The organism is Parazoarcus sp. PS-13 R2A (assembly GCF_057621855.1).
The window spans coordinates 80,295-97,398 of the sequence record NZ_JBYEXN010000006.1 but is presented as its reverse complement, the minus strand read 5'-3'; the positions used below and the strand labels follow the sequence as shown (position 1 = coordinate 97,398).

At 64.1% G+C, this 17,104-nt stretch carries 18 protein-coding genes; 6 read left to right on the top strand and 12 right to left on the bottom strand.

The genetic code is table 11. The features are described 5' to 3' along the window. Positions 1 to 11: 11 nt before the first annotated feature. The 11 genes from hflX to ndk all read right to left on the bottom strand — a co-directional run bounded on the left by hflX (position 12) and on the right by ndk (position 10,669). A complete protein-coding gene (hflX, locus tag AC22G6_RS07925) occupies positions 12 to 1,157 on the bottom strand; it encodes a ribosome rescue GTPase HflX (protein WP_487366336.1) in 1,146 nt (381 codons plus the stop codon). A 54-nt stretch (positions 1,158 to 1,211) separates the two neighbouring features. Further along, complete coding sequence (hfq, locus tag AC22G6_RS07920) at positions 1,212 to 1,457, bottom strand: RNA chaperone Hfq (protein ID WP_108950774.1); 246 nt, start codon at positions 1,455 to 1,457, stop codon at positions 1,212 to 1,214. Between the two features lie 108 nt (positions 1,458 to 1,565). Beyond that, the gene (gene der, locus AC22G6_RS07915; protein ID WP_487366335.1) at positions 1,566 to 2,894 is read right to left on the bottom strand and encodes a ribosome biogenesis GTPase Der; all 1,329 of its coding nucleotides are present in this window, start codon (positions 2,892 to 2,894) and stop codon (positions 1,566 to 1,568) included. Positions 2,895 to 2,909: 15 nt separating this feature from the next. Then, entirely contained in the window at positions 2,910 to 4,052 is a 1,143-nt protein-coding gene (bamB, locus tag AC22G6_RS07910; RefSeq protein WP_487366334.1) for an outer membrane protein assembly factor BamB, read from the bottom strand. A 3-nt stretch (positions 4,053 to 4,055) separates the two neighbouring features. Then, complete coding sequence (locus tag AC22G6_RS07905) at positions 4,056 to 4,700, bottom strand: tetratricopeptide repeat protein (protein ID WP_487366333.1); 645 nt, start codon at positions 4,698 to 4,700, stop codon at positions 4,056 to 4,058. Then, positions 4,687 to 5,997, bottom strand: coding sequence for a histidine--tRNA ligase (gene hisS / locus AC22G6_RS07900; RefSeq protein WP_487366332.1), 1,311 nt, complete (start codon positions 5,995 to 5,997; stop codon positions 4,687 to 4,689). The genes AC22G6_RS07905 and hisS overlap by 14 nt, the downstream gene beginning before the upstream one ends. A 45-nt stretch (positions 5,998 to 6,042) precedes the next feature. After that, complete coding sequence (gene ispG, locus AC22G6_RS07895) at positions 6,043 to 7,290, bottom strand: flavodoxin-dependent (E)-4-hydroxy-3-methylbut-2-enyl-diphosphate synthase (RefSeq protein WP_487366331.1); 1,248 nt, start codon at positions 7,288 to 7,290, stop codon at positions 6,043 to 6,045. Between the two features lies 1 nt (position 7,291). Further along, positions 7,292 to 8,221: a helix-turn-helix domain-containing protein gene (locus tag AC22G6_RS07890; RefSeq protein ID WP_487366330.1), complete on the bottom strand. Its 930-nt coding sequence runs from the start codon at positions 8,219 to 8,221 to the stop codon at positions 7,292 to 7,294. Beyond that, the gene (gene pilW, locus AC22G6_RS07885) at positions 8,218 to 9,027 is read right to left on the bottom strand and encodes a type IV pilus biogenesis/stability protein PilW (RefSeq protein ID WP_487366329.1); all 810 of its coding nucleotides are present in this window, start codon (positions 9,025 to 9,027) and stop codon (positions 8,218 to 8,220) included. Before pilW ends, AC22G6_RS07890 begins: the two co-directional genes overlap by 4 nt. Beyond that, complete coding sequence (gene rlmN / locus AC22G6_RS07880; protein WP_487366328.1) at positions 9,027 to 10,157, bottom strand: dual-specificity RNA methyltransferase RlmN; 1,131 nt, start codon at positions 10,155 to 10,157, stop codon at positions 9,027 to 9,029. Before rlmN ends, pilW begins: the two co-directional genes overlap by 1 nt. Before the next feature lie 86 nt (positions 10,158 to 10,243). After that, complete coding sequence (ndk, locus tag AC22G6_RS07875; protein ID WP_108950766.1) at positions 10,244 to 10,669, bottom strand: nucleoside-diphosphate kinase; 426 nt, start codon at positions 10,667 to 10,669, stop codon at positions 10,244 to 10,246. 250 nt (positions 10,670 to 10,919) lie between these two features. Between ndk and mbhE the strand changes: the two genes are divergently transcribed. Genes mbhE through mnhG form a run of 6 tightly spaced genes read left to right on the top strand, consistent with a single transcriptional unit; the run spans position 10,920 to position 16,703 of the window. Next, positions 10,920 to 13,646 carry a hydrogen gas-evolving membrane-bound hydrogenase subunit E gene (gene mbhE / locus AC22G6_RS07870; protein WP_487366327.1) on the top strand — a complete coding sequence of 909 codons (2,727 nt, stop codon included), beginning with the start codon at positions 10,920 to 10,922 and terminating at the stop codon, positions 13,644 to 13,646. A 1-nt stretch (position 13,647) separates the two neighbouring features. After that, complete coding sequence (locus AC22G6_RS07865; protein WP_487366326.1) at positions 13,648 to 14,025, top strand: sodium:proton antiporter; 378 nt, start codon at positions 13,648 to 13,650, stop codon at positions 14,023 to 14,025. Then, the gene (locus AC22G6_RS07860) at positions 14,022 to 15,527 is read left to right on the top strand and encodes a proton-conducting transporter transmembrane domain-containing protein (RefSeq protein ID WP_487366325.1); all 1,506 of its coding nucleotides are present in this window, start codon (positions 14,022 to 14,024) and stop codon (positions 15,525 to 15,527) included. Before AC22G6_RS07865 ends, AC22G6_RS07860 begins: the two co-directional genes overlap by 4 nt. 2 nt (positions 15,528 to 15,529) lie before the next feature. Continuing rightward, a complete protein-coding gene (locus tag AC22G6_RS07855; protein ID WP_487366324.1) occupies positions 15,530 to 16,021 on the top strand; it encodes a Na+/H+ antiporter subunit E in 492 nt (163 codons plus the stop codon). Further along, positions 16,018 to 16,341, top strand: coding sequence for an MrpF/PhaF family protein (locus AC22G6_RS07850; RefSeq protein WP_108950761.1), 324 nt, complete (start codon positions 16,018 to 16,020; stop codon positions 16,339 to 16,341). The genes AC22G6_RS07855 and AC22G6_RS07850 overlap by 4 nt, the downstream gene beginning before the upstream one ends. Next, positions 16,338 to 16,703: a monovalent cation/H(+) antiporter subunit G gene (gene mnhG, locus AC22G6_RS07845; RefSeq protein WP_487366323.1), complete on the top strand. Its 366-nt coding sequence runs from the start codon at positions 16,338 to 16,340 to the stop codon at positions 16,701 to 16,703. The genes AC22G6_RS07850 and mnhG overlap by 4 nt, the downstream gene beginning before the upstream one ends. A gap of 1 nt (position 16,704) precedes the next feature. Here the strand turns inward: mnhG and AC22G6_RS07840 are convergent, their stop codons facing one another. Then, positions 16,705 to 17,097 (bottom strand): Na+/H+ antiporter subunit G, encoded by a 393-nt coding sequence (locus AC22G6_RS07840; RefSeq protein ID WP_487366322.1) that lies wholly within the window; start codon positions 17,095 to 17,097, stop codon positions 16,705 to 16,707. Positions 17,098 to 17,104: the final 7 nt, after the last annotated feature.

Below are 17,104 nucleotides of genomic sequence, written 5' to 3'. Positions count from 1 at the left end.
AATGCCTGTTATCACTGTTGCAATGGAAAGTTATTGACGGAGTCAGCTTGCTGTTCTAGTTCGGGTGCAACTGCCTCTTGCGCGGCCTCGGCCAGCGCAGCGCGAATCAGATCCAGCCCTTCGCCGGTTCTTGCGCTCAAAAAAACGCGCCTGATTCTATCACAGTCATCCCGCTCGACTGCCGCCCCGGCGTGGGTGAGATCAATCTTGTTCCACACCAGAATCTGCGGCACTTCAGCAGCGCCGATCTCCGACAGCACGTCGTTTACTGCCGCAATCTGCGCGTCACGGTCTTCACTCGCCGAATCGACCACATGAAGCAGAAGATCTGCCTGGGCCGTTTCCTCGAGTGTCGCCTTGAACGCAGCAACAAGCGCATGCGGCAGGTCACGGATGAATCCGACCGTATCCGACAGCACGACGTTCCCCGTGCCGACAAAAAGTCTGCGCGAAGTGGTGTCGAGCGTGGCGAAAAGCTGGTCTGCGGCATAGCCGCCAGCCTTGGTCAATGCATTGAAAAGCGTGGACTTTCCCGCGTTCGTGTAACCCACCAGGGACACCGACAGCACATCGCGGCGATCGCGCGCACGGCGACGGGTACGTCGCTGCTTCTCGATCTGCTTCAAGCGCAGCTTGAGCATTTTTACACGGGTACCGAGCAGGCGACGGTCGGTTTCGAGCTGCGTCTCCCCTGGTCCACGCAAACCGATACCGCCCTTTTGCCGCTCAAGGTGGGTCCAGCCCCGCACCAGACGGGTCGCGAGATGGCTGAGCTGGGCGAGCTCGACCTGCAGCTTGCCCTCGTGACTGCGCGCGCGCATGGCAAAGATGTCGAGAATCAGCGCAGTGCGATCGACGACGCGATGCTGCAGCGCACGCTCAAGGTTTCTTTGCTGACCGGGCGACAGGGCGTGATTGAAGATGACGAGATCGGCCTCGTGCGCACGCAGCGCCTCGGCGATCTCCTCGACCTTGCCGCGCCCGGCAAACAGCGCCGGATCCGGTGCGGCACGACGGCCAGTGACGACCGCCTCCACGCTGGCGCCGGCACTCATTGCCAACAGCTTCAGCTCGGACAGCCGCTCGTCGAACGCCCCCTGGCGCAGGTCGAGCTGAACGAGAATGGCCCGCTCGCCGCTTCCGGGACGCTCAAACATCGTGCGCAACCCCAGCGGACAGGTTCAGGCCCTTCAGCAAAAACGGGAGGGAAATCAGTTGGCGCCCTCGCCCGGCTCCTGCTGCTGAATGGTCACCGGACGGGCGGGTACAACGGTGGAGATGGCGTGCTTGTACACCATCTGCGTGACGGTATTCTTGAGCAGTACGACGTACTGATCGAAGGATTCGATCTGGCCCTGCAGCTTGATGCCGTTCACGAGATAGATCGAAACCGGGACATGCTCACGGCGCAGGGTGTTCAGGAACGGGTCTTGTAGAAGTTGCCCTTTATTACTCATTGTGGAACCTCGATATTTTGTGTTTATAAGAATGTATAGGATTTATTGTTGCACCGCCACATGACAGTATGCGACCAAATCCAGGTGTGGATACAAGGATTTTGCCAATCAGGCTTTGGTCGCATACGGATTGTGCGCAGTACGGAACTGGATGCGCAAGGGGGTACCCTGCAGCTTGAATGCTTCCATGAAGGCACGCTCAAGGTAGCGCACGTATGACGTCGGCAGATTCTCCAGCGAATTTCCGTGGATCACGATGATCGGTGGGTTCATGCCGCCCTGGTGGGCATAGCGCAGCTTCGGGCGCGACGTGCCATGTCGCGGCGGCGCCTGCTTGGCGATGGCGGCCTGCATGATCCGGGTCAGCTGAGGCGTCGACAGATTCGACATCGCCGCGGCATACGCAGCATCGACCGACTTCAGCAGCCCGCCCACACCGTCGGACCTGAGCGCAGAGATCTGGTGAAAGCGGGCGAAAGACAGGAAGCCCAGCTTGCGCGTGATCTCCTGCTTGAGCTGGTCGCGCTGATAATCGTCGACGGCATCCCACTTGTTGATCGCAACAACGAGCGCCCGCCCCGCTTCCAGCACGAAACCGGCGATATGCGCATCCTGGTCCGAGATGTCCTGCGATGCATCCAGCACCAGCACGGCGACGTTCGCCTCCTGGATGGCTTGCAAGGTCTTGATCACCGAGAACTTTTCAACCGCTTCGAACACGCGGCCACGACGGCGCAGACCTGCGGTATCGATCAAGGTGTAGTTCTTGCCACCGCGTTCGAACGGGATCGCGATTGCGTCGCGGGTCGTGCCCGGCAAGTCGAACGCGATCACGCGCTCTTCCCCGATCAGGGTATTGACCAGCGTGGACTTGCCGACGTTGGGACGGCCAACGATGGCGACAGCCGGTCCGCTGTCCTCGCTTGACTGGGGCTCATCGTCCAGCGGAAAGGGCGCGAGCACGAGGTCGATGAGCTGCTTGATGCCATCGCCATGGGCCGCGGACACCGGCAAGGGCGCGCCAAAGCCAAGCGCATGAAAATCCGCGGACGCGAGGGAGCGCTCCAGACCTTCGGCCTTGTTGACCACGAGGTGCACCGGACGCCCGGAGCGCCGCAGGCGCACCGCGATCTGCTCGTCGTGAGGCGTACGCCCTGCGCGACCGTCCACCAGAAACAGGAGCACGTCGGCCTCGGCGATTGCCTGCTCGGCCTGCCGTGCCATTTCGTGCATGATGCCGTCCTTGGCGACCGGATCGAAACCGGCCGTATCGACGACGAGGTAGTCACGATCGCCGACGCGCCCGATGCCGTAGTGGCGATCGCGGGTGAGGCCTGGCTGATCGGCCACCAGCGCATCACGCGTGCGGGTCAGCCGGTTGAACAGAGTCGACTTGCCCACATTGGGACGGCCGACGAGGACGATGGTAGGTTTCACTGAGCGTATTCCGACTTAACGCACGTCGTAGGCGACAATATCGCCATCGCGCGTCTGAACCACAAAACCACTGCCCAGCAGTCGCAGATCAGCGACCACCGGGCTGCTGTCGGCGCGGTCACGGGCCACAAAGGCACCGTCCTCACGACTGAGCAGATGGATATATCCTTGGCCATCGCCGACAACGACATAGTCGCCGACGATGAGGGGGCGCGACACCGCCCGCCGAAGCAGTGCATCCTGCTTCCACATGCTTGCACCACTATAGACATCGAGCGCGTTCACCGCATCGTGGTCATCCGTAATGATCGCGAAGCGGGCGTCGCGATCCATGCCGACGCTGCTCGAGAACTCGCGCGACCACAGGGCATTGCCGTTGCTGCCGTCAAAGCAGGCGGCCCGCCCCTGATAGGTCACTGCGCACACTTCGCGCCGGCCGATGACGGGCGTTCCGGCCACGTCAGCAACGCGCTCAAGTTCGGTCGAGCCACGCGGCGAAGCCACACTCAACTCCCACAGCGCGCCGCCGTTGGCGAGGTTCACCGCGACCATCTTGCCGCCCGGAAAGCCGGCGAGTGCCACGCCGCCCTCGAGCACCACGCCCGCGTAGGAGCGCAGGGCAAGCGGCGGATTGTTGCGCTGATAGACCCAGCGCTTGCTGCCATCACGCGCATTGAGCGCGATCAGACGATGATCGGAACCACGCAACACCACCACATCGTCGTTGACCGCCGGCGGCGCCAGCACTTCGGCACCAATCGGTGCGCGCCAGCGCTCCGAACCATTGGCTGCATCGTAGGCAATTGCCACGCCCGAAGACGTCACCACCACGGCAAGCTTGCCGTCGCTGCCGACGCCGGCAGACAGGTCGGTGTCGGCATCTGTACGCCACACTGCCCGCCCTGCCTCGAAGCGGGCTACATCACCATCGGTGGCAGCCGCATAGACACTGTCACCCACGACGGCGGGATGGAACACATAGGGACCGGACTCACCAATGCTCGCTTGCCAGACCACACGCAGGCCGGCAGTCGGCTTGAAGTCGACGAGTTCTGCGGGCTTGGGCGCGCTGCTTGCGAAAGGATTCAGCGAAGAACAACCGGCAAGCAACACAAATGCGCCCAACAGCGGTACGGTGCGCAGGGATGAAAATTTCATGGCTCAACCTTCCAGCGATTCAAGTTTGATGCGCACGACCTCGCGCAGGGTCACCGCCTCTTCGCCAGCGGTAGCCAGCGCATCGATCGCGGCCTGATAGGCAACACGAGCCTCGGCCGGCTTGCCCTGGGCGGCAAGCGCATCACCGCGCAGATCTTCGAAACGGGCCTTGTACGCACTGTCAGGAACCGGCTGCAGCCGCGCCAGGGCCTTGTCAGCCGCGTCCTGCTGCAACAGCACGGCTGCGAGGCGCAGACGCGCAAGCTCACGCAATGCGGGGTCCTTGCCTTCATCTGCGGCCCACTCGAGCTGCGAGCGGGCATTGTCCAGATCGCCCTTGGCAAACTGCACCGAGGCGGAAAGCAAGGCGCCGAGCTGCGCGTAGGCGGTGCTGCCGTAGTCGCCGATCAGACGGCCGGCTGCATCACGTGCCTTCTGCGCATCCTGCTCGGCCGCGGCCTGCTGCAGGCTGTAATAGACGGCGCCGGCTTCGGCCGCAGTCTTGTTGGAATACCACTGCCAGACCTGCCAGCCGACCGATGCCAGTGCAGCCACCACCGCAATCGTCGTCACCAGCTTGCCATACTGCGCCCACCAGGCCTTCAGTTCGGAAATCTGCTCCTGCTCTTCCAGGTCATACACCGCCATTGTCAGCCCCTTCGTCGCCTTCTTCGTTAAACAGGACCTCTGCCACTGTCTCAGCCAGCAGGTCCAGTGCTACACGTTGCTGCGCACCGCGTCCGCGCAAGGGCTTCACGCCCACTTCACCCGCCGCAGCCTCGTCCTCACCGATCACGAGCGCGACCGCAGCACCGCTGCCGTCGGCCTTTTTCATCTGCGACTTGAAGCTGCCTCCACCGCAGTGCAGCGTCGCCGCAAAGCCGTGCCCACGCAGCGCCTCGGCAGCGCGGAAGGCCAGGCGCCGCGCTTCGTCACCCATGTGCACGACGTAAACATCGGGCACCACGCGCTCGGCCTCGCCGCCGCATTCCTTCCACAAGGCGAGCAGGCGCTCGACCCCCATGGCAAAACCGGCTGCAGGCTGGGGCTTTCCGCCGAGCTGGCTGACCAGTCCGTCGTAACGCCCACCGGCACAGATGGTGCCCTGCGCGCCCAGCCGGGTAGTAACCCACTCGAACACGGTGCGGTTGTAGTAATCGAGGCCCCGCACCAGCCGATGATTGATCCGGTACGGAATACCGGCGTCCTTGAGCAGCACCTGCACGGCTTCGAAGTGCTCGCGCGACTCGTCGCCGAGATAGTCAGCCAGCTTCGGCGCAGCCTCGACGATGTCCTGCAGCTCGGGATTCTTGGTATCGAGGATGCGCAGCGGATTGGAGTACAGGCGACGCTTGCCATCCTCGTCCAGACGTTCCTGGTGCTGTTCGAGGTACGTGATCAGCGCCGCACGGTGCAGGGCACGCTCTTCGGCCGAGCCCAGCGAGTTGATCTCGAGACGGACGTCCTCGAGTCCGAGGTCGTCCCACAGCCGGGCACACATGATGATGTGCTCGGCATCGATATCCGGACCGGCAAAGCCGAGGGCTTCGATGCCGATCTGGTGAAACTGCCGGTAACGGCCTTTCTGCGGACGTTCGTGACGGAACATCGGGCCGTGGTAGTACAGGCGCTGCGGGCCGCCCGACGCCACCAGGTTGTGCTGGATCGCGGCACGCACGCAGGACGCAGTGCCCTCGGGGCGCAGCGTGAGGTGTTCCCCGTTGAGCGCATCCTCGAACGAATACATTTCCTTCTCGACGATATCGGTCACTTCGCCGATCGCGCGCTTGAACAGCGGCGTCGGCTCGACGATCGGCATGCGGATCGGGCGGTAGCCGTAGCTGCGCAACCAGTCGCGCACGATGTCTTCGAAGTGTTCCCAGATTTCGGCCTCGTCGGGCAGGATGTCGTTCATCCCGCGTACGGCCTGCAAGGTCTGACTCATTGATGATTCTGCTTGTCGTTGTCTTGTTCTTGTCGGGGCCGGCGTTCAACCGGCCTTGCGGGTGTAGCGGGTGGCGACGTAATCGTCCACGATCGCCTTGAATTCGGCGGCGATATTGTCGCCACGCAGGGTGACCGTCTTCTGCCCGTCAACAAAGACCGGAGCAGCCGGCGTTTCACCGGTACCGGGCAGCGAGATGCCGATGTTGGCATGCTTGCTTTCGCCCGGACCATTGACCACGCAGCCCATCACCGCGAGCGTCATGTTCTCGACGCCGTCGTACTGGTCACGCCAGGTCGGCATCTGTTCGCGCACGTAGTTCTGAATGCCGGATGCCAGTTCCTGGAAGAAGGTGCTGGTCGTGCGGCCGCAGCCGGGGCAGGCCGTGACCATCGGCGTGAACGCACGCAAGCCCATGGTCTGCAGGATCTCCTGCGCCACCACCACTTCCTGAGTGCGGCTGCCGCCGGGCTCGGGGGTGAGCGAGATGCGGATGGTGTCGCCGATACCTTCCTGCAGCAGCACGGCCAGCGCGGCGGTGGAGCCAACGATGCCCTTGCTCCCCATGCCGGCCTCGGTCAGCCCGAGGTGCAGCGGATAGTCGCAGCGCACGGCGAGGTCGCGATACACTGCAATCAGGTCCTGCACGCTCGAAACCTTGGCCGACAGGATGATGCGATCGCCCGCCAGACCATATTCCTCGGCCTTCGCGGCCGATTCGAGCGCAGACACCACGAGCGCCTCGCGCATGACCGCACCGGCGTCGCGCGGCTCGGCACGCGTCGCGTTCTCGTCCATGATCCGCGCCAGCACCGACTGATCGAGACTGCCCCAATTGACGCCGATGCGCACCGGCTTGTCGTACTTGCACGCAATCTCGACGATGGCAGCGAACTGCGGATCGCGCTTGCTGCCCGCACCAACGTTGCCGGGGTTGATACGCAGCTTGGCCAGCGCCTCGGCGCAGGCGGGGTGCTTCGACAGCAGCGTATGGCCGTTGTAGTGGAAATCGCCCACCAGCGGCACATCCATGTTCAGCGCCAGCAAGCGGTCGCGGATATGCGGCACCGCACGTGCGGCCTCTTCGTTGTTCACCGTGATGCGGACCATCTCGGAGCCGGCGCGGGCGAGTTCGGCCACCTGCATCGCGGTACCGAGAACGTCGGCGGTGTCGGTGTTGGTCATCGACTGCACCACCACCGGTGCCCCTGCGCCCACGGCAACCTGTCCGATACGGACCAGGCGCGTGCTGCGGCGTGGGGAGGGCGCGGAAATCAGGCTGGATTGCGTCATGTCATTGAACCGTGAGACGTGCGACCGAAACCTTGGTGTGAGGCACAAGGTCGACCGGTTTACCGTTGAATTCGAGCCGGACGCTGCGCGCATTGCCGATCACGAGCGAAAACGGCGGCGCCCCCTGAACGGTCCGCGAGCTTCCGGGAACGCCGATGCCCGAGAACAGGATTGCGCCAGATGCGTCCTTCACTTCGACCCAGGACTCACCGGAGAACACGAAGCGTAGCGGCGGTGGCGCATCGGCGGCAGGCGTAGCAGCATCGACCGGCGCACCAGCAGACACGGCGGGATCGGCCACTGGCGGCACGACCGGTGCAGCCGCGGCAGCAGGCGTCGGAGGCGTTGCAGATTCCGGCACAGCCACCGGCGCTGCGGCGGGCTCGGCAAGCGGCGGATCAAGCTCAACTGCGACCGGCGCAGACGCAGCCAGCGCTTCTTCCGCCTCGCTCTGCGTCATGGGCGCCATGCCTGGCTCGATGACGTCGACTTCGGACTGCATCGGCGTTTCGAACCAGCCGAAGTACCCGCCGGCCGAAATCAGCACCAGCAGCAGGCCTGCAACCACCGCCGCCGGCACAACGTTGAACTTGAATCCGCGATTGGCGGGCATGTCGCCTTCGGCGTTCGAAACCGGCGTCAAGTCGACTGCTGCGGACGCTTCGGCCCCAACCGCGGCCAGCACCACCTCCGGATCCAGCCCCAGATGCCGGGCGTAATTGCGCACGAAGCCGCGCACGAATGCCGGCCCCGGCAGGATCTCGTAATGCCCGCTCTCGATCGCAACCAACTGCCGCATCGAAAGCTTCAATGCCTGAGCGACCTCTTCAAGCGACTCGCCACGCACTTCGCGCGCCTTGCGCAGCATGGTACCGGCAGGCGTCTGTGCGGTTTCCGTCGTCGTGACGGTCTCGGACTGCGTGCTACTCACTCGTACTTCCCTTGCATCATCAAGACATGTTCCGCGGAGTCGGCGAACCGGCTACGCAACTGTTCGGCGTAACTGGCCTCGGCATTGCGCTCGCCAAGCTTGCGCGCGGTGCGCAAGCCGAGCCAGACCGATGCAGCCGTTGGCCTGAGCTGCTGATGCAAACGGTTGAGCTGTTCGTGCGCAGTCTGAAAGTCGCCCCGCCGATACGCGATTGCAGCCAGCTGATAGAGCGCCTCGCCATTGGCAGGATCGGCCTGTATCGCGAGCATGAACTGCTGCTGCGCCTCCGCGTCCTTGTTCAGCCGCAGTTTGCACAGGCCTGCATTGGTGTACGGGCGCGTCGGATAACGATAGTAAGGGTTGCGGGCAGCGCGGGCAAAGCGCTCCAGCCCCTCGGTCTCACGCCCCTGCAGGCACAGAAACCAGCCGTAACTGTTGTTGAAGTCGGGATCGCCAGGCGCGGCATTGAGAGCCCGGGTAAAGTACTCCCCAGCCGAGCCGTTCTCGTCGATCATCATGTAGGTCAGCCCGAGGAGATGAAAGGCCGGCGCATAAGACGGGCTTTCAGCCAAGGCGAGCCTGCCCTCGTCGAGCGCGACGTCATAGCGCCCGATCTCGAAATAGGCCTGACCGAGATCCACATGGACGCGAGCGCGAGCATCAGGCCCGGCCGCCGGCTGAACATCCGACATCGGACGCGATACGCCGACTGCATCGCCGCTAATGCTGGAAGTCGGCGCCGTGACACAGCCTCCCAGCCCAAGCACCGAAACCAGTAACACCAGCGGCAACATCCTGAACGTCATCAGCGAACCTCCGTCGACTGCTTCAGGCGCACCACCGTGCGCCGGGTTTTGTCCTGAACCTGACCGGCCAACTGGCCGCAGGCAGCATCGACATCGTCACCACGCGTCTTGCGTGTCGTGGTCACGATACCGGCATCGATCAGGATACCTGCAAAGCGCCGAATGCGGTCCGCCGGGGAGCGCAGAAAACCCGAATTGGGGAAGGGGTTGAAGGGAATCAGGTTGAACTTGCATGGCACGTCACGCACCAGCGCAACCAGTTCGTGCGCATGCGCATCACTGTCATTGACGCCTTCGAGCATGACGTATTCGAAGGTGACAAAGTCACGTGGCGCACGATCGAGATAGCGTACGCAAGCAGCCATCAGCTCGCGCAGCGGGTACTTCTGGTTGATCGGCACCAGACGGTCACGCAGCGCGTCATTGGACGCATGCAGCGATACGGCCAGCGCAACCGGACATTCGTCGCGCAAGCGGTCCATTGCGGGCACGATGCCCGAGGTCGACACTGTCACCCGCCTGCGCGAGAGCCCGTAGGCGTGATCGTCGAGCATCAGGCGCAGTGCGGTCACCACGTTGTCGAAATTGGCGAGCGGTTCGCCCATGCCCATCATCACCACGTTGCTGATGATGCGGCCATTGTCCTTCTCGCCCGACTCGAGGTCGGCTGCCTCGTCGCGCGCCGCCCCCAGCAACTTGTTCGCAAGCCACAGCTGGCCGATGATCTCGGCCGCGCTCAGGTTGCGGTTGAAGCCCTGCTTGCCCGTGGAGCAGAAGGCGCAATCGAGCGCACAGCCTGCCTGCGAGGAAATGCACAGCGTGCCGCGGCTGGTTTCGGGAATGAACACCGTCTCCACCGCATTGGCGTTACCGACATCGAGCAGCCACTTGCGCGTACCGTCGGTCGATACCGAATCCCGTACAGGCACCGGCGGCTGGATCAGGGCAACATCCTTGAGTTTCGCCCGCAGCGATTTCGCCACGTCGGTCATCGCGTCGAAGTCGTCGCAGCCTTCATGATGCATCCAGCGCATCACCTGGCGCGCGCGAAACGGCTTCTCGCCCATCCCGGCAAACCAGGCGACGAGACCATCGACATCGAAATCGAGCAGATTGACCGGTTTATTCATCATTACCTCCAATGCAAACGGCCCGCACGCGCGGTTCGCGGTGCATCACCGCGAAGCGGGCGAAGCGGGCCACAAGCATGGACCGCTTAGCGGGAGTAAACGTTCATGCCCGGGAAGAAGAAGGCGATTTCGTTCGCAGCCGTTTCCGGAGCGTCGGAACCGTGCACGGCGTTGGCGTCGATCGAATCGGCGAAATCAGCACGAATGGTGCCCTTGTCGGCCTTCTTCGGGTCGGTGGCGCCCATCAGCTCACGGTTCTTGGCAATGGCGTTCTCGCCTTCCAGAGCCTGGATCATCACCGGGCCGGAAACCATGAAGGACACCAGATCCTTGAAGAAGGGACGCTCTTTGTGGACGGCGTAGAACTGGCCGGCCTCGAGCTCGGACAGGTGAACCATCTTTGCTGCGACAATCTTCAGGCCGGCTTCTTCGAAGCGGGCGTAGATCTGGCCGATCACGTTCTTGGCAACTGCGTCGGGCTTGATAATGGAAAGGGTGCGTTCGATGGCCATGGGGACAGCTCCGGTCTATGTTGAAAAAAGCCTCGTATTTTAGCAGGTTTTACGGAACCGCCGCATGAGAGCCCGCCCACACTGCAAGCAGATGTGACGCCTGCCCAAAGGCCCGGTGACACCTCCCTCGCGATAGCGGGAACCTCTCGCGATCGTCTTGGGTCATTCACCAACACTACGATCAACGGCGTGACCTGCGGCCCACCGACGTCGCGCCCGATGCAGAAGACTGCCCACTCGTGGAGCCTCAATGCTCACTGCGCTTGCCCTGATCGGTCTGACTGCGCTTCTCGCCCCCTGGCTGGGCAAGGTGCTTGGCACGCGCGCCGGCTGGCTGCTGGCGCTTGCGCCGCTGTACGGATTCGGCTGGCTGCTGAGCCAGATCGCGGCCGTCGCCAGCGGCAATTCCGTGCTCGCATCCGTCGCCTGGATCCCTGCGCTCGACGTCGCCCTGTCCTTCCGTCTCGATGGCCTGTCGATGCTGTTCGGCCTGCTGGTAACCGGGATCGGCACGCTGATTGTTCTTTATGCCGGCAGCTACCTGTCCGACCACCATCACCTCGGCCGCTTCTACGCTTTCCTGCTTGCGTTCATGGCCGCCATGCTCGGCCTGGTGCTGGCCGACGACCTGATCGCGATGTTTGTGTTCTGGGAGCTCACCAGCGTCAGCTCCTACCTGCTGATCAGCTTTCAGCACGAACGTGCAGCCTCTCGCCGCGCCGCGCTGCAGGCGCTGCTGATTACCGGCGGCGGCGGGCTCGCGCTGCTCGCCGGATTGATCCTGCTCGGCCTCACAGCAGATGCTTGGCAGTTCTCGGCCCTGTCGGCGGCGGCGATCGAGGGACATGCGTTCTATCCGGCCATCCTGGTGCTGGTGCTGCTGGGCTGCTTCACCAAATCCGCTCAAGTCCCCTTCCACTTGTGGCTTCCGAACGCGATGGAGGCGCCGACCCCCGTTTCCGCCTACCTGCATTCAGCCACCATGGTCAAAGCAGGCGTGTATCTGCTCGCACGACTGAACCCGGTGATGGGCGGCGAGGACGGCTGGGGCACCATCCTGGTCGTGGTCGGCGCTGCCACCTCCCTCGTCGGTGCCGTACTTGCGCTGCGCCAGACCGACCTCAAGCGCATCCTCGCCTACACCACGGTCACGGTCCTCGGTCAGCTCACCATGCTGATCGGCACCAATACCACCTACGGCCTCCAGGCATTCGCCATCTACCTGCTGGCGCATTCGCTTTACAAGGGGGCCCTGTTCATGGCCGTCGGTGCCGTCGACCATGCAACGGGCACCCGCGAACTGGGACGCCTGGGCGGGCTGATCAGGTTCATGCCGCTGACCGGCGCCGCGGTCGCACTGGCCGCCTTCTCCAACGCCGGCCTGCCGCCCTTTTTCGGCTTCATCGCAAAAGAGTTCAAATACACCGGGTTGATCGAGATGGGCCCGCTGGGCTGGGCAAGCACAGCAGTGATGATTGTCAGCAATGCGCTCCTGCTGGCCGCCGCGGGCCTGGTGTTCATCCGCACCTTCCTTGGCCGCCAGGGCGCTTATCCTCGCGCCCCGCACGAGGTCAGCCTGCTGATGTGGCTGGGCCCGATGCTGCTGGCGATTGGCGGCTTCCTGCTCGGCGCCTTCAACGGGATCGCAGAGGTGTGGCTGATTGACAGCGCAGTACAGGCGGTGGCCCGCGACGCGGTTCCGGTCAAGCTGTACTTGTGGGGCGGCACCACCCCGGCGGTCGTCGCCAGCGTGATCACGGTCTGCCTCGGCGCCTTCATCTATCTGCAGCGTCGCCTGGTTCGTCACTGGCTGGCGCGCTGGCGACGTGTGTGGCTGATCAGTGGCGATCTGCTGTGGGATCGCCTGCTGAAGCGCATCTTCATCATCGCCGGAAAAGTCGCCGACCGCTTCCAGCATGGCTCATTGCGTCAGCACATCGCCCTTCTGGCCCTCGTGACTGCAGTGTTCGCCCTGCTCGGCACCGTGCTCGCCAGCAAGCACGGTGCGCGTCTGCCCGCCACAAGCGAACTGTCCTGGCTGGCGATTGCCGGCTGCCTGCTGGCGGTGCTCGGCGCGGCAGGCGCCGCGGCGATGCGCGACCGCATCGCGCTGATCACTGCGCTCGGCGCCAGCGGACTGGGCATTGGACTGTTCTTTCTGGCGGTGGGCGCGCCGGACGTTGCGATCACACAGATCATGGTCGAAACCCTGACCGTGATCTTCCTGGCGCTGGTGCTGAATGGTCTGCCAGCAGTACAGATCATCGGCTGGCGCAATTCACGACGGCGCCGCCTGCACCTGATCGTCGCCGCAGGCTTCGGCATCGCGGTGACGCTGATCATCCTGACCGCCATCGGCCAGCCACTGCCCGGAGGTCTCGCCGACTGGTACCTGGCAAACAGCCTGCCGGGTGGTCACGGCGCCAACGTCGTGAATGTCATCCTGGTCGATTTTCGCGCCTTCGACACGCTCGGTGAAATCCTCGTGGTGGCGCTCGCTGCGCTGGCTGCCGCACTGCTGCTGCGCCCTGACAACGATGTGCAGCGCGGCGGCGACGAGGGCAACCCGGAGTTCGGCAGCGTGATGCTGCGCCAGGGACTGCGCCCGCTCGCGGGCCTGCTGCTGCTGATTTCCCTCGTGCTGCTGTGGCGCGGCCACAACCTGCCCGGCGGCGGATTCATCGGCGGCCTGGTTGCCGTCTGTGCCGCCGTCCTCCTCGCCCTGGGTTACGGGGTCGGTTGCACGCGCCGCCTGCTGCACGTTCAACCCAGCGTCATCACCGGATCCGGCCTGGCGCTTGCCGCGGGCGCCGGCCTGTTCGGTCTCGCCGACGGCCGGCCCTTCCTTGGCAGCGCCTGGCTGTTCCCGGGCGGGCTTCCTCTGGGCAGCCCGCTGCTGTTCGATGTCGGCGTATTCCTCACGGTATTCGGCGCAGTCACCCACATGCTGTTCAGACTGATGGAAAAGGAGGTTTGAGATGGAAATCGTCGCTGCGATCACCGCCGGCCTGCTCGCCGCCATTGGTGTGTGGATGTTGCTCGACCGCAATCTGGTCCGGGTCGTCCTGGGTATCGTGCTGCTCGGCAACAGCATCAATATTGCCGTGCTGACCGCAGGCCGGCTTGGCAACCGTACCGCCGCTTTTGTCTCTTCCAACGGCGTGCCCGAACTGGCCGCCAATCCGCTGCCCCAGGCCCTGGTGCTGACCGCGATCGTCATCGGCTTTGCCCTCTTTGTCTTCGCTCTGGCAGTGCTGCGGCGCACCTGGGAGCTGCATGGCAGCACCGCGACTGACCGTGTCACTGAAGTCGCTGAAGCCCCCTCGCCCGACCTGGACGAGAAGGCGCCGCGATGAGCCCCTCCCCTCACCTGCTTCTTGTTGCCCCCCTGCTTCTGCCGCTGGGCACGCTGATCGCCTGTCTGCTGACCCGTGGCAACCACCGCGCCTGCGCCGGGCTGAGCCTGCTCGGTGCGGCCGGACTGATGGCGGTCGGACTGGCACTGGTCGCATACGCCGGCCGGGGCGACATCCTGGTCAGTCAGATGGGTGGCTGGGCAGCCCCTTACGGCATCACGCTGGTGGTGGACCGGCTGTCGGCAGCGATGGTGGCGATTACCGGGGTGATCGCGACGGCCACCGTGCTCTATTCGCTCGCTCATGACACCGACCCTGCGCGCGGCCGCGACTTTCACCTGCTGACTCACGGCCTGCTGGTTGGCGTCTGCGGCGCCTTCATCACCGGAGATGTGTTCAACCTTTACGTCTGGTTTGAAGTGCTGCTGGTCGGCTCGTTTGCGCTGATCGCCCTGGGCGGTGACAGGCGTCGATTGGCGGGTACCGTGGTCTACGTGATTCTCAACCTGATCGCCACGCTGATGTTCCTGCTCGCTGCCGGCCTTGTGTACGGCAGCGCCGGCACCCTCAACATGGCCGAACTGGCGGCATTGTTCGCGGCTGGCGACACCCCGCCAGGCGTGCAGGCGCCCTTGGTGCTGATGCTGCTCGCCTTTTCCATCAAGGCCGCGCTGTTTCCGGTCTTCGGCTGGCTGCCCGCGTCCTACCATGTTGCGTGGACGCCGGTATCCGCGCTCTTTGCCGGGCTGCTGACCAAGGTCGGCGTGTATGCGCTGATTCGGCTGGTCACCCTGTTGTGGCCGGATGCCGGACTGGTGCATGAGGTGCTGCTATGGGTGGCGTGCGCCACCATGCTGATCGGGGTGCTCGGCGCTGCGGCCCAGACCGAGGTCAGGCGCATCCTCTCCTTTCACATCGTCAGCCAGGTCGGCTACATGGTGCTCGGTCTGGCGCTGGCTACACCGCTGGCGCTGGCCGGTGCGGTGTTCTACCTGATCCATCACATCGTCGTGAAGGCAAACCTGTTCTTCATCGGCGGCATCGCCGCGCGCATGACGGGCTCCGAACGCCTCCCCGCAATGGGCGGACTCTATGCCCGCGCACCGTGGCTGGCCCTGATGTTTGCCATCCCTGCGCTCTCGCTGGCCGGCATTCCGCCGCTGTCGGGCTTCTGGGCAAAGTTCGTGCTGGTGCGGGCGGGGCTTGAGACCGGCGCCTGGATCGCGGTTGGCATCGCGCTGCTGACGGGCATCTTCACCCTGCTGTCGATGAGCAAGATCTGGAACGAGGCCTTCCTCAAGGCACATCCGCTGGGCACGGCAGGCAGCCGCACGCTTAGCGGACAGGCTCCGGCATGGTGGGCCGCAGCTGGCCTGGCTGCGATCACGGTCGGTATCGGCATCGGCGCGGGACCGGTGATGGACTTCGCCAGCGCCGCCGCAGAACAGCTTGCCCACCCCGCGCACTACATCAGCGCCGTGCTCGGCGCGCCAGGGAGGTGATCATGGCGCTTCTTCACCTTGCCCTCGCCTTCGGACTGGCAGCCTTCGCCGACATGCTGAGCCCGCTCGGGGTGCTGGCCACCTTCATGATCGTGTTCGGCGTACTGCGACTCTCCGGCGACCTCTTTGGCATCCGTCGTTACGCTCTTCGAGTCGAGTACGGCGTCCGTTTCGTCGTCTGGTTCATCGGCGAGATATTCAAGGCCAGTTTCGATGTCGCTCGCCTTGTATTGCGCCGAAGGATGAACACCCGGCCGGCCGTGGTGGCGATCAGACTGAAGCGTGCTGACGACGGCATCGCCACACTGATAGGCGCACTGCTGACCCTCACGCCCGGCACCCTTGCGCTCGACTACGACCGCGACAGCCAGCTCATGTACGTACATGCGCTCGACGCCGATTCGCAGGACGCGGTCGAGCGGGGCGTGCGCAGGATCGAATTCCGGCTGCTGAGATGGATCGATGCGGGATCAACGACGGAGGGTGGAGCATGAGCTTTGAGCTGGCCGGTGCAGCCTGGGTGATTCCACTCGCATTCGCCCTGCAGGGCGTCAGCGCTGCGCTGATACTGGCACGCCTGCTGCGAGGCCCCACCGGCCCCGACCGCGTGGTGGCAATCGATGCGCTGACCCTGCTCGGCACCGCCGCGCTGGGGCTGTTCGCGCTCCACTCGCGCCAGGCGGTGATGCTCGACGCCGCCGTCGTTCTGGCGCTGGTGTCCTTCATCAGCACCACTGCCTTCATGCTGATGTTCAGGACACGCGAAGCCGAGTCGCCACCAGCGGCATCGATCAAGGAGGAGCGCGACCAATGACTCAGACACTGCTCGGCATTCTGGCAAGCGGCCTCATCCTGGCCGGCGCACTGCTTTGCCTGATCGGTGCGATTGGCCTGGTGAGGCTTCCCGACTGCTACAGCCGCATGCATTCCGCAAGCAAGGCGGGTTCACTGGGGGCCGCCCTGGTACTCGTGGGCGTCGCGGCAGCCAGCAGCGGAGAGATGGCGCTTGAGGCCGTGTTTGCGGTACTGGTGCTGCTCGCCACTGCGCCGCTGGCAGCACATGCCGTCTCCAGATCTGCCCACCGTGCTGGCCACAAACCTGAAACCGGCCCCCTTGGGGACGCCCTCACTGACCACCAGACAGGGTGCAGCACACCGCCGGCAGGCGGGGAATGACTCAGGAGGACTCGCGCGCGGACGCCTCGGCGGTTTCCGCTGCATCGGACTTGTCGTAGGTGCTCCAGCCCTTGCCCTCAGGCTTCGGCAACAGGGCAGCACTCAGCCGGCTATGCATGTGTGCCTTGGCCAGAAAATGTGCGGTAATCGGCGCAGACAGGAACAGGAACATCGAAATCAGCAGTTCGTGGACCGAAAAACTCCCCTCTTCAGCCAGAAAATAGGCGATCGATGCCAGCAGGGTCCCGCCCACACCAAGCGTGGTGGCCTTGGTCGGCGCATGCAGACGGGTCATCAGTTCAGGCATGCGAATCATGCCCCACGACCCCACAAGCAGAAACACCGCGCCGATGACGATCAGCGCAGAAATAACGACTTCAGCCAGAATGGGCATCTCGCTG